This is a genomic window from Pacificimonas pallii (assembly GCF_019204005.1).
Lineage (GTDB): Bacteria > Pseudomonadota > Alphaproteobacteria > Sphingomonadales > Sphingomonadaceae > Pacificimonas > Pacificimonas pallii.
Window position 1 is genome coordinate 943600 of record NZ_JAGSPA010000001.1, and the last position, 12991, is coordinate 956590.

A 12991-nucleotide genomic window follows, 5' to 3' on the forward strand; every position below is an offset into this window, starting at 1 on the left:
TTGCGCTTATGCAACGATGAAGGAAAGGTTGCCAGTGCGCGCGGCGCGCAGCAGATAGCGATCCATGACGATTCCGTGCCAGCGTCACCGTTTCGATATTCCGGACGATGTCCATTATCTGAACTGCGCCTATATGAGCCCGCTGGCGGATCAGGTGAGCGCCGCCATTGCGAAAGGGGCGGCCTATAAGGCGCGGCCCTGGACCTATACGCCCGATCTGTTCTTTTCGATTTCGGAAGCCTTTCGGGAGCGCTGCGCACGGCTGGTGGGCGCGGAGGCGCGGGACATGGCCATCATTCCGTCCGCAAGCTATGGACTTGCCGTGGCCGCGCAGAACCTGCCGCTGGCGAAGGGTCAGGAGGTGGTGACGCTTGAGGCGCAGTTCCCTTCCAACGTCTATGGCTGGCGAACGATGGCCGCCAGGGTCGGTGCCAAGATCGTCACGGCGCGGCGGTCGGGCGGCTCATGGACCGACGCGGTATTGGGCGCGATCGCGCCTGCCACCGGTATCGTCGCCGTGCCGCACTGCCACTGGGTCGATGGCGGCGCGCTCGATCTGATTGCGATCGGAGAGGCGTGCCGGGCGGTCGGTGCCGCGCTGGTTCTCGATCTGACCCAGTCGCTCGGCGCGATGCCGTTCGACCTTGCCGCGGTACAGCCCGATTTCATGGTCGCCGCATGTTATAAATGGCTGCTTGGCCCCTATGGCATCGGCATGATGTACGTCGCGCCGAGATGGCAGGACGGCCGGCCCATCGAAGAAAACTGGATGAACCGCATCGGCAGCGAAAATTTCGCGCGGCTCACGGACTATCAGGACGGCTACCAGCCCGGGGCCCGCCGCTATGACATGGGCGAAAAATCGAACCCGCCATTACTCATGGGGGCGAGCGCGGCGCTCGATCTGATCGATCAATGGGGCGCCGGAAATATCGCCGACACGCTCGGCGCGCGCACCGCGACGCTGGCGGAGGCCGCGCGTCTTATGGGTCTGACCGCGCGGGACGAGCCTGACCGCGCGGCGCATTTCCTGTCCCTTGGTTTTCCCGGTGGGATGCCGGACGATCTGCCGGAACGTCTGGCCGCCAGCCGCGTGTTCGTGTCGGCGCGCGGCACATCGTTAAGGGTCACGCCGCATCTGTGGACGACGGATGAGGACGCACAGCGCCTGATCGGCGTTTTGCGTACATGCAGCCAGCCCGTGGCCAGCGGGACTTAAGTCCCTTGCCGCTTCACGTCTTTAAATGGCGGGATGCGCCCGCGCCGGGTCAGCACGCAGTAAAGACATGTGATCGCGAGCATGAAGATAAGGCCCATGACGCCCATCAGCCCCGCCTCCGGACCGAAATCGCCGCCTGACCAGAAGGTAGGCGCGGCCAGATCGACCGACATCCAGGCATCGGTGGGCGCATTGCCGCTCATCGCGAAACCAAAGATTTTCAACTGGGCGAAATTCCACGACGCATGCAGGCCAACGGATATTGCAAGCCTTCCCGTCAGCAGAACGGGTATGCACCAGACCATTCCGTTCATGGTGAGAATGGCAAAAGCCGGCCACGAAAAGTGATCCGTGAACGCATGGGCCATGCCAAAGAGGACGGACGATATCAGCACCGCCGCGGCAACGCCGTTCCGGGGCCCCAGGACATTCCCCAAACCTTCGGACAGATTGATCAGCAGGAAGCCGCGGAAAAACGCCTCCTCCCACAAGGCCACGAGCAGGGTGTTGACGAGGAGCAGCAGCAAGGGAAGGGCGACGGCGAATCCGTTGACTCCGAACGTCTGAACAAAACCGAGCATGAAAGACAATGCGAAGATGCCAGCGACCGCAGCCGTGCCGATCACGATCCCTGCGAGGAAATCCCATAGTCCCCGCGATTCAAGGGCGAGACCGTATCGACGGATATCGACCTGATCGACCTTCCGCGCCCATACCGCCAGCAGACCGATGAAGATCAATGTGCCGCAGAAGAGCTGCAGCACCTGGCTGGTGATCAGCAGAGCCGGGGCGACCAAAATGCCCAGCAAGAGCGGGAATAAGAGCAGGCGCAGGATGAGCGAAGAGCGGCGATGAAGGAGAAGCATGAATGGCCCGCTGCTGCTATTGACGGGAAACGATTAACAGCTCGGTCGATCCCGGTCGATACCGCCAGCAGCGGGCGATGTATTTTGCCTCAAAATCGTGCCGGAACGCATAATGTCTGTGTGGGACCTGATCCAAGCCTGTGTCCGGGGCCGCATCCTTGCCTTTAGCTGAATTCGTCGTCGATCACGGCGTCGGCTGATCCAGATATTCCGTTCATCCACGTCCGCGCGGACGGTGTGAACAGCAGCCCGTAGGCAATAAGGCCGACGAGAAGCTGCAGGACGAGAAGCACATTCGCAAAGACGGAATTGTCGGCTGCGATCATGTCATAGGTAAAGGGCAGTCCGACCATGAACAGGATGATGGACACCCACATCGCGGCCTTGCTGCGCCGCCGCGACACAAGCAGCGTCAGCCATATCAGCAGGCCGCCCACGACAATGTGGACGATGACAACGAACGCGGCAGGGGAAAATCCCATGCCGCCAGCGTCGGCGAGCAATTGTTCGCGCGACAGATAAGAGTGAACCGCCTCGATCAGCAACGAAGCGAAGATCAGGCGTTCGAACCAGATGATCGGTGATGGTCGCATCCTCAAACTCCCTTCGCCCGCATTTATGCCGACGCGTGGTGAGGATTTCCAGTGCGATGCCGGTCTAGCTGAGCGCCTCCATCAGGCGTGTCATGAACGTCGCGCCGCGCTCCAGCTGAGCGATGTCGAGATATTCGTCGGGCTGGTGCGCCTGGTCGATGGAGCCCGGACCGCAGATGACCACCGGGAATCCGGCCTGCTGGAACTGTCCTGCCTCGGTACCGTAGGCAACCGTCCGCGGCTGGCCGTTATCGCCTGCCAGGCGGCGGACGAAATCTGCGGCGTCCGCGGACTCCAGCCGGCAGGGCGGCGCGGAGGACAGGCGCGTGAAGGTGGCGCCCGCGCCGGAGAAACGGGATTTCAGACGGGTGTCGAGCGCTGCGACCGTTTCCGCAAAATGCGCAAGTTCGGCGTCGGGGTCGATTCCGGGGGGTGCGCGGAAATCGAAGGTAAAGCCGCATTTGCGCGCAAGGATGTTTGCCGCCGTCCCGCCCTCGATCATGCCGACTGTCAGCGTGGCGTGTGGGGGATCGAAGGCCGGGTCGGGGCGGGATTCCAGGTGGGTGGCCAGCGCGGCCAGATCACCGAGCAGCGGCAGCGCGGCCATGATCGCCGATGCGCCCCTGTCCGGCGCGCTGGAATGCCATTCACGACCGGTAATTTCAACGCGGTAGGAATAGACGCCCTTGTGTCCCGTGACCACGCGCATGGAGGTCGGCTCGCCGATAATGGCGCAGCGCGGTGCGGGCAGATGCTTTGCCATTTCCGCAATCATGTCCGGCGCGCCGAGGCAGCCAATTTCCTCGTCATAGGAGAATGCGAAATGCACCGGGTGCGTGAACCGCCCTTTGGCGAAGGCGGGCGCGGCGGCCAGCATCAGCGCCAGAAACCCCTTCATGTCGCAGGTGCCGCGGCCGAACAGGCGATCGCCGCGCGCCGTCATGGTGAACGGATCGCTGGTCCAGGGCTGACCATCCACAGGCACGACATCGGTGTGACCCGACAGAATGACGCCGCCCGGAACGTTGGGGCCGATGCTGGCGTAAAGATTGGCCTTCCTGCCATCCCTGCTGGCAATGCGGGTGCTCTTGATGTCAAGATCCGCCAGATAGGTCTCGACATGGTGGATGAAATCGAGATTCGAATTGCGCGACGTCGTATCGAACGCGATCAGCTCTCCCAGCAGCGTGCGCGCCCGTGCCGTCAGCTCGGCGCCGGTCACACCGCGTAGGGCGGGTGGTCGAGGCCCTTGGGCGAGGATGTGAAAATCTCCGCGCCCTCTTCGGTGATACCGATGGAATGCTCGAACTGCGCGGAAAGCTGCCGGTCGCGCGTGACGGCGGTCCAGCCGTCGCTCAGAACCTTGACGCCTTCCTTGCCGAGATTGATCATTGGTTCGATGGTGAAGAACATGCCGGGGCGCAGCAGCGTTCCGGTGCCGGGTTTGCCGGCGTGGACCACGCTTGGCTCCTCATGAAAGCGCCGCCCCAGTCCATGCCCGCAAAAATCGCGCACGACGGAACAGCGCTGGCTCTCGGCATGGCTTTGGATCGCGTGGCCGATATCGCCCAGATGTGCGCCCGGCTTCGCCGCTTCGATGCCCAGCATCATGCACTCATAGGTGATGTCGACCAGGCGCCTTGCCTTCACACTGACATCGCCGACCAGGAACATGCGGCTGGTATCGCCGTGCCAGCCGTCGATGATGGTGGTGATGTCGATATTGACGATATCGCCCTTCGCCAGCTTTTTGGCGGACGGAATGCCATGGCAGACGACATGATTGATGCTGATACAGCTGGAATGGGAATAGCCGCGGTAAAAGACGGTCGCCGCGACCGACCCCGCCGCCCGGACGAATTCGTAAATGCGGTCGTCGAGTTCCCGCGTGACCGCACCGGGGACCACATAGGGCGCGATCATGTCGAGCGCGCTGGCGGCCAGCCGACCGGCGGCGCGCATGCCCTCGAACGCGGCGGGGCCGTGCAGCTTTACGCCGTCGCCTTCGATACGAATGTCTTCAACCAGTGCGTCCATGACGCGCTTCCTTCCCAGCGGGCGGTGCGGTAGGAGCCGCCCATGCCCGACCAAAATCAAACCTCAGACCGCATCTGGACCGCCGGACTGGTCGTCATTGGTGACGAAATCCTGTCCGGCCGCACGCAGGATGCGAATCTCGCCTACCTTGCCAAATGGCTGAATGTCGAGGGCATCGACCTCATGGGGGCAGAGATTGTGCCCGATGAGATGGACAGGATTGTCGAGGCCGTCAACCGGGGTCGGGAACGTTTCGACTATCTGTTTACCACCGGCGGCATCGGTCCGACGCATGATGACATCACCGTCGATGCGGTTGCCAAGGCACTTGACCGCGACGTTGTGATCCACCCTGAAGCGCGGGCGATTCTGGAAGGCTATTATGGCGACAGGATCAACGAGGCCCGTCTGCGCATGGCGCGCGTGCCCGATGGCGCCGAGCTTATAAAGAACCCGGTTTCGGGCGCGCCGGGCATCCATGTCGAGAATATCTACATGATGGCGGGCGTTCCAAAGATCACGCAGGGCATGCTGGCCGGAATTACAGGCACGCTGGAGGGCGGCCAGCGTGTGCTCGACCGGACCATTGGCGCCTGGGTGGGCGAAACCGCCGTCGCCGATGTGCTGATTGCCGTCGAGCGCGAAAAGCCGGGTGTACAGATTGGCTCCTACCCGTTCTGGGACCAGGGCAGGGTCGGTTCGAACTTCGTCATTCGCGCCCGCGACGAAGAGACGCTGAACGATGCGGCCGAAAGGCTGATGGCGGCGCTTGCCGCGGCGGATGTCGAGCCGGTGGACGGCGCCATTCACTAGCGCCGCGCCCGGCCTTCTGTCCTCAGGCGGCCGCTTCCGCCTTCAGGCGCTCGATCACATCCTCGTTCCTGATCCGGCGGTAGCGCGCCATGACCAGACTGAACACGCCGAACATGATGAAGCCGAGCGCAACGGCGATATAAAGCCACTGCGTATCGCGCAGGCTGCTGAGCACGTCGCCAAAGCCGCCAATCTGTGCCGCATTTGACGACGTCGCGGCGGTGATGACCTGCCATCCGAGCACCACGAACACCACGAACCGCGCGGCATAGCCTGCCTGACCGATGATCTTCACGCGCGGCGGGGCGTCGGCGTCGAGGCGGGACATGAACTTGGCGGTAACCGCCTTTTTCAACTGGTTGAGTCCGGCAAGGGCAAGGCCGATGCCGATGATGACCAGAAGCGCCGTGCCGCCTGGAAGCGAGCTCACCATGCTTGCCGCCTCACCGCTGCCGCCGCCCGACCCGCTGCCGCCCGCGCCGCCGGAGCCGAACACGCCCGAGATCGCGTAATAGCCGAGGAACAGGTGCGCGAAACCGCTGGCGGCGTGACCCGTCCTGATGGCGGCGCCCTTCGCACCGGATTCGCCCTCAAGATTCGCCATCGCCCCGAACAGCCGGAAAACGCCGTAACCCAGAAGGCCGATGCCGATAAGCACGAGGATGACATTGCCGAGCGGTACGTCCTTCATCTGATCCAATATGCCGGTCGTGCCCTGGGCATTGGCAGAGGTCAGCGCGAAATAGCCGATCAGGATGTAAACGATGCCGCGGGCCAGAAAGCCGATCCGCGCAAATGTTTCGAGACGTGTGACGCGGTTCATGACTTCGGCTCCCTGCAATAACACATGCAACCGAAGCGCTTGGCCGGTGAATTTTGTTCCCGGCTGGACAGGATGCCCTTTGGGCGGCTAGCTCGCCGGAATCAGCGTTCGACCCCGTGCCCGCGTGGCGGAATTGGTAGACGCAAGGGACTTAAAATCCCTCGGAGGTTTCCTCCTTGCCGGTTCGATCCCGGCCGCGGGCACCATGCCGATTCGGCGCGCACATCCCCAATGCGATAGCTGTCAGTGGCTGTGTCCGGCGCGTAGAGTTGAGACACTGCCACCGCATTTTGAAGAGGGACCCCGACCATGACCGCACTTCGCATGAAATCGAAGATCAGCAAAGATGCCCGGATGGAGCTGTATCTGGACGATGTCGAGATATCCGCCGAACTGAAGCCCGACGAAGTCGTCATCGAAGTCGGTGCCGCCCCCATCAATCCGTCGGATCAGGGCGTCATGTTCGGACCGGCGGATATCAGTGCCGCGCGCACGGAAATGCGCGATGGCCGTCCCGTCCTGACGGCGCCTGTTCCCGAGGCCATGTTGAGCCGCCTTGGCGCGCGCCTCGACAAGGGGCTGCCGGTTGGCAATGAAGGCGCGGGCACTGTGGTTGCCGCCGGTTCATCGGATGCGGCCCAGGCGCTGATGGGGCGCGTGGTCGCGGCCATGGGCGGCATGATGTATTCGCAGAAGGTGAAGACGTCGGTGCAGAACTGTCTGGTGCTGAACGAAGGCACGGCGGCGGTCGACGCGGCATCCTGTTTCGTCAATCCGCTGACGGCGCTCAGCATGACGGAAACCATGAAGCTGGAAGGGCATAAGGCGCTGGTCCACACCGCGGCTGCCTCGAACCTTGGCCAGATGCTTGTGCGCATCTGCAAGGCGGACGGCATCAACCTGGTGAATATCGTGCGGTCCGAAGCGCAGGAGAAGATACTGCGCGACCTCGGCGCGAAATATGTGCTGAACTCCACCGCCGATAATTTCAACGCGGCCTTGACCGATGCCCTTGCGGAAACCGGCGCCACGTTGGCGTTCGACGCGATCGGCGGCGGCAAGCTGGCGAACAAGATCCTGGCATCGATGGAGGCCGCGCTGATCCGCAATGCGACGGAATATAGCGTTTACGGGGTCACGACCCATAAGCAGGTGTATCTTTATGGCGCGCTCGACCTCAACCCGACGCAGCTGACACGCAGCTATGGCATGTTCTGGGGCATTGGCGGCTGGCTGCTGCCGCCGTTCCTGCAGCGTTTGGGTGCAGAAAAAGCCGCCGCCCTGCGTCAGCGTGTTGCCGACGAGCTGCAGACGACGTTCAAAAGCAACTATACCGGCAGACTGACACTGGAAGAGGCGCTGGATGCCGATACCGCCAAGGCCTATGCGCGCAAGGCGACGGGCGAGAAGTATCTGATCTGCCCCAATGGGAAATAGCCTCCGCTGAAATCGCCCCGGCTGTCCCGTATCAGGACAGCCGGGAAACACTAGTCTGTGCCAAAACGCAACGTAAATCGAGTCTTAATCAAATAGCGCATTGAAACATTGCGAGGCGGCGAAACTGGCACGGCGGTTGCTACTCATATGGCATCGGCAGCAGCCAAGGCCCCGGTCGCTGTCGATCACATTTCCCCGGGCAGCATATCGGCAAATGCCGGATTGCATCGGGTAATTTTAGCATGGGATGCCAGCGCCACAGCCCCCGGAACTGGCATCCACCCCCGCAAGACGTCAGGCGACATGTCCAAGGCCCCGGACATGTCGCCTGATTTCGTTCGAGAAAATTCTTCGCGCCATCGCACGCGCGGATTTCGGCGACGGGCGTTCCGTCTGTGCAGAATCGGGACAAGCGGGAAACGGAAACTGTCCCAGAAAACAACGTGAATTCGCGCTTAATCACTTAAGATATTGAGCGTCGCCAATCGGCCAGAACTGGCACGGCGGTTGCTTCCATTCTGCTGTCGGCAGCAGCCACGGCCCCGGTTGCTCGCCGCTAAATCAAGTCCCTAGGGTGGCGGCTTCATGGCCCCGGCGCTGCCACCCGCCCCGCATAAGAGCAGGCGGCACATCCATGCCCCGGATGTGCCGCCTGTTTTTTACTGGCGGCAATCATGGGATGGCGGCGCGCAGCAAACCTCACGAAATTCGCCAGTCTTGGCGTCGTCACATTGGCAGGCTAAGCCGTCATTCATGACGCCCATGACCCTGAACGGAACGCCGATAACGGTGGACGCCGCCCCGACCGAACTTCTTGTCAATGTGCTGCGCGACGATCTGGGAAAGACCGGCACGCATATCGGCTGTGACACGAGCCAGTGCGGCGCCTGCAATGTCCTGATGAACGGCGAGCCGGTGAAAAGCTGCACCATTCTGCTTGCGCAGGCGGAGGGGGCGGCAATCACCACCGTCGAAGGGTTGGCGGAAGGCGGAAAGCTGCACCCGATGCAGGCGGCGTTCAAAGAGGAACATGGCCTGCAATGCGGGTTCTGTACGCCGGGCATGATTATTGCGGGCATCGGCATCGCCGAGCGCCACGGCGCGGGGGTCGACGACGCCACCATCGCACATGAGCTGGAGGGCAATCTGTGCCGCTGCACCGGCTATGTGAACATTGTCAAAGCCATCAGGAAGGGCGCGGCCGATATGGGGGCAGGCGCATGAACATCGTCAAGCCAGCCAGTGTCGCCGATGCCGTGTCCGCGGCCAAAGCGGTTGCAGGTTCCGGCGGTGATGTCGCCTATCTGGCGGGCGGTCACACGCTGATCCCGGCCATGAAGGCGCGCCTGCGTGATCCCGAACAGCTGGTCGACCTGGCCGCGCTTGATGATCTGCGGGGCATTATAGAGGCCGATGGCCGCCTGTGGATGGGCGCCATGACCCGTCACCGCGATGTGGCCGAGCAGGCCGGGCGCATTCCCGCGCTGACCGAAATGGCGCTCCTGATCGGCGACCCGCAGGTCAGGAACCGCGGGACACTGGGCGGGGCGCTGGCGAATAATGACCCGGCGGCGGATTATCCGGCGGCTGCACTGGCGCTGGAGGCGGTGATCGAGACCGACCGCGCGTCGCATGCCGCCGCCGATTTCTTTCAGGGCATGTTCTTCACCGCGCTGGAGGATGGCGAGCTGATCCGCCGCGTCGGTTTCCGCATTCCGAAGCGCGCCGCCTATGCCAAATTTCGCCACCCCGCGTCGCGCTATGCGCTGTCCGGCGTGTTCGTCGCCGAACTGGACGAGGGCATCTGGCGCGTCGCTGTCACCGGCTGCGGTCAGGAGGGCGTGTTCCGCTGGCCTGAAGCCGAAGAGGCGCTCGCAACCGGCACCGACATTGCGTCGGTCACGCCCCCCGCCGCGTCGCTTATGTCCAGCGACATCCACGCCAGCGCCGAATATCGCGCGCATCTGTGCACGGTGATGCTGGCGCAGGCGGCCCAAGGTTTGCAGTGAGGGTGATGGGATCACCCTGTCTCGGCTTCGCGCCGACCGTGATTTCCGCGGCGCGCACGCGGCGGATCAATTGGAAACTTCCTGACGGAACTTCCGGCACCCCAAGACTGGAGACTTGAAATGATCCTCACCACCACCCCCACGATCGAAGGCCGCCCTGCAAAGGACTATCTCGGCATCGTCACCGGCGAGGCGATCCTTGGCGCCAATCTGTTCAAGGATTTCTTTTCCAGCATCCGCGACGTCGTCGGCGGGCGGGCCGGGTCCTATGAAGGCGTTCTGCGCAATGCCCGCGAAGAGGCGCTGAGGGAAGTCGAGCATCAGGCGACCTCGCTGGGCGCGGATGCGGTTGTGGGCATCGACCTCGACTATGAAGTCATCGGCGAAACCGGTTCCATGCTGATGGTGTCGGCATCGGGAACGGCGGTGAAGCTATAGCGGGCAGGCCGCCGCAATGCTGACGTGGCTGTCCGCCGCGCGGTCATTCATTGCGAATTTGCGCCCGCGGCATTGGCTCCTGCTGATCATTGTTTATTCGGGCCGCGCGATGCTGCCTGTCCTGCCTGCCGACGTTGCGCAGACCGAATGGATGCGCGCATTGCAGACAGGCGCGCAGTTTTTCGTGATTTTCTGGATGCCCTACATGTTCATGCGCGCGATGGCCGGGCATGAGCGGCCGGCGATCCCGACGCTCGGATTCCTGTGGTTTGCGGGTGCGGCGGTGGTGTTTGCCTTTGCCATGGCGGTGCTGCCGACGCTCGTGCATTTGCGGTTCCTGAATGGCGATGCCGGTGAATATGCACAGGCCTGGTTTCTGCTTGCGGGGGTTGTCGGCGCGATCCTGACGGCGAGACTGCTGCCGATTTGTGCGGGGACGGCGACGGAGGTCCTGTCACCGCTGGAGATGCGGTGGTGGGCGGGTATGGCGGACACGGCGCTGCCCTTCTGCTTCACTGTGGGGGCGGCGTATCTGGTCTGGAAACTGCTGGACATGGCGGTGCCCGCCCCGTCATCCGCGTTCACCATGCGGAACATCTTCTGGTCGCATGTCGAGCAGGCGCTGACGGCGGGGTATGTCCTGCTGATCTGCGCCCTTGCGGTCGCCGCGGCGCAGCACTGCGCCGACATCAACCCCCGGTTGCAGGAGGGCGCACCGCCACGCTAGGGAGATGCGCACTTCATGATCATTACGAGATTCAGGATTTCCCCATGGCAGGCCACAGTAAATTCAAGAACATCATGCACCGCAAGGGCGCGCAGGACAAAAAGCGCTCGGCGATGTTTTCCAAGCTTTCGCGTGAGATCACTGTCGCGGCGAAGATGGGCATGCCCGACCCCGACATGAACCCGCGCCTGCGCGCCGCCGTTCAGGCCGCGAAATCCGCCTCCATGCCAAAGGACAATATCCAGCGGGCCATCGACAAGGCGGTTGGCGGCGATGACGAGAATTACGAGGAGATCCGCTATGAGGGTTTCGGCCCCGGCGGCGTGGCGCTGATCGTCGAAACGCTGACCGACAACCGTAACCGTACGAACACCAATGTCCGCACCATTTTCTCGCGCAATGGCGGCAATGTCGGCGGGCCGGGTACGGTCACGCACGGTTTCAACCATGTCGGCCTCATCACCTATAAAAAAGACGCGATCGGTGCCGACAGGCTGTTCGAGGCGGCGCTTGAGGCGGGCGCGGACGATGTCGATTCGTCGGGTGATGAAGAACATGAGATCTATACCGACGCAAATGCGCTGCATGAGGTCGCCAAGGCGCTGGAAGACCTGGTGGGCGAGCCAGAGGGCGCGAAACTCTACTGGAAACCGATGGAAATGGTCGAAATGGAAGAGGGCGCCGCGGGCACACTTTTCAAGCTGATCGATGCGCTTGACGATGATGACGATGTGCAGACGGTCTATGGCAATTACGACATTTCCGATGAGATCATGGAGAAGATCGGCGGGTGATTGCCAGCCGTCCCTCCGCCGCCTGCTGGGGAGGGATGTGACATGCTGATTCTCGGTGTCGATCCGTCCCTGACCGCGACGGGTTGGGGCGTGATCCGGATGGAGGGCAGCCGCCTTGGCCATATAGCGAACGGGACCATCAAAGTGCCTGCGAAACTCGCCATGCCTGTGCGGTTGTCGATGCTGTTTGCCGATGTGTCGGCCATCATCCGCGCGCACGAGCCGGACGATGCCGCGATGGAAGAGGTTTTCACGAACAAAAACCCGCAATCGACCCTGAAACTGGGGCAGGCACGAGGCGCGGTCATGGCCGCGCTGGGGGCGGGCGGGCTCGACGTGGCCGAATATGCGCCGCGCCTGATCAAGAAAGCCGTCGCGGGGACGGGCACCGCGGAAAAGCGGCAGGTGCAGGCCATGGTCGAACGGCTATTGCCGGGGGCACGCCCGGACAGTCTCGACGCGTCCGACGCATTGGCCGTCGCCATCGCCCATGCGGGGATGGCGGGGCGCAATAGGATGATGGAGGGACTATGATCGCAAAGCTGACGGGAATCGTCGACACGCTGACTGCGGACAGCGTCATCCTTGACGTAAATGGGGTCGGATATCTGGTCAGCGCGTCCAGCCGGACCATCGACGAGCTGGCCCACGGCCATGCGGCCGCGCTGCTGATCGAAACGGTGATCCGTGAAGACGCGTTCCAGCTATACGGCTTCCGGGATGCGGACGAGCAGGGCTGGTTCCGGCTGTTGACGGGGGTGCAGGGCGTCGGTGCCCGCGTCGGCCTGGCGATCCTGTCGACGCTTGGTCCCGGCGAATTGCAGGCGGCCATTGCGAATGGCGACAAGGCCATGGTTGCGCGCACGCCGGGCGTTGGCCCGAAACTGGCGCAGCGGCTGGTGAGCGAACTGGCCGACAAGGTGGTGCCCGGTATGGGAGTGACCGCGGGCGCGGCGAACCTGCCGGGTGGCGGCGGGGCGGCCGCCGCCGGGTCTGCCGCAGCGGAGGCACAGTCGGCGCTGCTCAATCTGGGCTTCAAGCCCGCGCAGGCGGCGAAGGTCGTGGCGGCGGCCGTTGAGGAGCTGGGGGCCGACGCGGCGGTGGAAGCGATTGTCGGCCTGGCGCTGAAAAAGGCGGCGCGGTAGCGGGAAAGCAATTTCCCAATTCCCGATCATCCTGAGCGCATCAAGTGAGCGGCATCCAGATATCTGCGTTCCCCACCGGCGCGATGAAAA

15 protein-coding genes and 1 tRNA gene are annotated in these 12991 nt (G+C 63.0%); 11 read left to right on the forward strand and 5 right to left on the reverse strand.

The genetic code is table 11. From position 1 onward, the window contains the following. The first annotated feature begins 64 nt into the window (after positions 1-64). A complete protein-coding gene (locus KCG44_RS04420; protein WP_218444456.1) occupies positions 65-1219 on the forward strand; it encodes an aminotransferase class V-fold PLP-dependent enzyme in 1155 nt (384 codons plus the stop codon). On the opposite strand, the gene KCG44_RS04425 is transcribed toward KCG44_RS04420, so the two are convergent. The 4 genes from KCG44_RS04425 to map all read right to left on the reverse strand — a co-directional run bounded on the left by KCG44_RS04425 (position 1216) and on the right by map (position 4715). Continuing rightward, the gene (locus KCG44_RS04425) at positions 1216-2085 is read right to left on the reverse strand and encodes a CPBP family intramembrane glutamic endopeptidase (protein ID WP_218444457.1); all 870 of its coding nucleotides are present in this window, start codon (positions 2083-2085) and stop codon (positions 1216-1218) included. The genes KCG44_RS04420 and KCG44_RS04425 overlap by 4 nt on opposite strands. Before the next feature lie 164 nt (positions 2086-2249). After that, entirely contained in the window at positions 2250-2678 is a 429-nt protein-coding gene (locus tag KCG44_RS04430) for a hypothetical protein (RefSeq protein ID WP_218444459.1), read from the reverse strand. 64 nt (positions 2679-2742) lie between these two features. Continuing rightward, positions 2743-3900, reverse strand: a complete 1158-nt coding sequence (gene argE / locus KCG44_RS04435) for an acetylornithine deacetylase (RefSeq protein ID WP_369411921.1) — start codon at positions 3898-3900, stop codon at positions 2743-2745. Further along, positions 3897-4715, reverse strand: a complete 819-nt coding sequence (map, locus tag KCG44_RS04440; RefSeq protein WP_218444460.1) for a type I methionyl aminopeptidase — start codon at positions 4713-4715, stop codon at positions 3897-3899. Before map ends, argE begins: the two co-directional genes overlap by 4 nt. Before the next feature lie 42 nt (positions 4716-4757). On the opposite strand from map, the gene KCG44_RS04445 reads away from it, so the two are divergent. Then, a complete protein-coding gene (locus KCG44_RS04445; RefSeq protein WP_218444461.1) occupies positions 4758-5528 on the forward strand; it encodes a competence/damage-inducible protein A in 771 nt (256 codons plus the stop codon). Positions 5529-5550: 22 nt separating this feature from the next. On the opposite strand, the gene KCG44_RS04450 is transcribed toward KCG44_RS04445, so the two are convergent. Further along, positions 5551-6351, reverse strand: a complete 801-nt coding sequence (locus KCG44_RS04450) for a DUF1206 domain-containing protein (protein ID WP_218444463.1) — start codon at positions 6349-6351, stop codon at positions 5551-5553. Positions 6352-6469: 118 nt separating this feature from the next. On the opposite strand from KCG44_RS04450, the gene KCG44_RS04455 reads away from it, so the two are divergent. The 9 genes from KCG44_RS04455 to ruvA all read left to right on the forward strand — a co-directional run bounded on the left by KCG44_RS04455 (position 6470) and on the right by ruvA (position 12901). Beyond that, positions 6470-6557: transfer RNA gene (locus KCG44_RS04455), tRNA-Leu, on the forward strand. Between the two features lie 103 nt (positions 6558-6660). Beyond that, positions 6661-7788 (forward strand): zinc-binding dehydrogenase, encoded by a 1128-nt coding sequence (locus tag KCG44_RS04460; protein WP_218444464.1) that lies wholly within the window; start codon positions 6661-6663, stop codon positions 7786-7788. Positions 7789-8541: 753 nt separating this feature from the next. After that, positions 8542-9012 carry a (2Fe-2S)-binding protein gene (locus tag KCG44_RS04465; protein ID WP_218444465.1) on the forward strand — a complete coding sequence of 157 codons (471 nt, stop codon included), beginning with the start codon at positions 8542-8544 and terminating at the stop codon, positions 9010-9012. Beyond that, on the forward strand, positions 9009-9797 hold the full coding sequence (locus KCG44_RS04470; protein ID WP_218444466.1) for an FAD binding domain-containing protein: 789 nt from the start codon (positions 9009-9011) through the stop codon (positions 9795-9797). Before KCG44_RS04465 ends, KCG44_RS04470 begins: the two co-directional genes overlap by 4 nt. Before the next feature lie 120 nt (positions 9798-9917). Then, positions 9918-10235, forward strand: a complete 318-nt coding sequence (locus tag KCG44_RS04475) for a heavy metal-binding domain-containing protein (protein WP_218444467.1) — start codon at positions 9918-9920, stop codon at positions 10233-10235. A 16-nt stretch (positions 10236-10251) separates the two neighbouring features. Then, complete coding sequence (locus KCG44_RS04480) at positions 10252-10962, forward strand: hypothetical protein (RefSeq protein WP_218444468.1); 711 nt, start codon at positions 10252-10254, stop codon at positions 10960-10962. Between the two features lie 44 nt (positions 10963-11006). Next, the gene (locus KCG44_RS04485) at positions 11007-11756 is read left to right on the forward strand and encodes a YebC/PmpR family DNA-binding transcriptional regulator (RefSeq protein WP_218444470.1); all 750 of its coding nucleotides are present in this window, start codon (positions 11007-11009) and stop codon (positions 11754-11756) included. A 42-nt stretch (positions 11757-11798) separates the two neighbouring features. Continuing rightward, positions 11799-12290 (forward strand): crossover junction endodeoxyribonuclease RuvC, encoded by a 492-nt coding sequence (gene ruvC / locus KCG44_RS04490; RefSeq protein WP_218444471.1) that lies wholly within the window; start codon positions 11799-11801, stop codon positions 12288-12290. Next, the gene (gene ruvA / locus KCG44_RS04495) at positions 12287-12901 is read left to right on the forward strand and encodes a Holliday junction branch migration protein RuvA (RefSeq protein WP_218444472.1); all 615 of its coding nucleotides are present in this window, start codon (positions 12287-12289) and stop codon (positions 12899-12901) included. The genes ruvC and ruvA overlap by 4 nt, the downstream gene beginning before the upstream one ends. Positions 12902-12991: the final 90 nt, after the last annotated feature.

What these genes read in the sequence shown, in the direction of transcription:
- KCG44_RS04420 (WP_218444456.1), top strand. Translation starts at nt 65, where the DNA reads ATGACGATTCCGTGCCAGCGTCACCGTTTCGATATTCCGGACGATGTC.
- KCG44_RS04425 (WP_218444457.1), bottom strand. Translation starts at nt 2,085, where the DNA reads ATGCTTCTCCTTCATCGCCGCTCTTCGCTCATCCTGCGCCTGCTCTTA.
- KCG44_RS04430 (WP_218444459.1), bottom strand. Translation starts at nt 2,678, where the DNA reads ATGCGACCATCACCGATCATCTGGTTCGAACGCCTGATCTTCGCTTCG.
- map (WP_218444460.1), bottom strand. Translation starts at nt 4,715, where the DNA reads ATGGACGCACTGGTTGAAGACATTCGTATCGAAGGCGACGGCGTAAAG.
- KCG44_RS04445 (WP_218444461.1), top strand. Translation starts at nt 4,758, where the DNA reads ATGCCCGACCAAAATCAAACCTCAGACCGCATCTGGACCGCCGGACTG.
- KCG44_RS04450 (WP_218444463.1), bottom strand. Translation starts at nt 6,351, where the DNA reads ATGAACCGCGTCACACGTCTCGAAACATTTGCGCGGATCGGCTTTCTG.
- KCG44_RS04460 (WP_218444464.1), top strand. Translation starts at nt 6,661, where the DNA reads ATGACCGCACTTCGCATGAAATCGAAGATCAGCAAAGATGCCCGGATG.
- KCG44_RS04465 (WP_218444465.1), top strand. Translation starts at nt 8,542, where the DNA reads ATGACGCCCATGACCCTGAACGGAACGCCGATAACGGTGGACGCCGCC.
- KCG44_RS04470 (WP_218444466.1), top strand. Translation starts at nt 9,009, where the DNA reads ATGAACATCGTCAAGCCAGCCAGTGTCGCCGATGCCGTGTCCGCGGCC.
- KCG44_RS04475 (WP_218444467.1), top strand. Translation starts at nt 9,918, where the DNA reads ATGATCCTCACCACCACCCCCACGATCGAAGGCCGCCCTGCAAAGGAC.
- KCG44_RS04480 (WP_218444468.1), top strand. Translation starts at nt 10,252, where the DNA reads ATGCTGACGTGGCTGTCCGCCGCGCGGTCATTCATTGCGAATTTGCGC.
- KCG44_RS04485 (WP_218444470.1), top strand. Translation starts at nt 11,007, where the DNA reads ATGGCAGGCCACAGTAAATTCAAGAACATCATGCACCGCAAGGGCGCG.
- ruvC (WP_218444471.1), top strand. Translation starts at nt 11,799, where the DNA reads ATGCTGATTCTCGGTGTCGATCCGTCCCTGACCGCGACGGGTTGGGGC.
- ruvA (WP_218444472.1), top strand. Translation starts at nt 12,287, where the DNA reads ATGATCGCAAAGCTGACGGGAATCGTCGACACGCTGACTGCGGACAGC.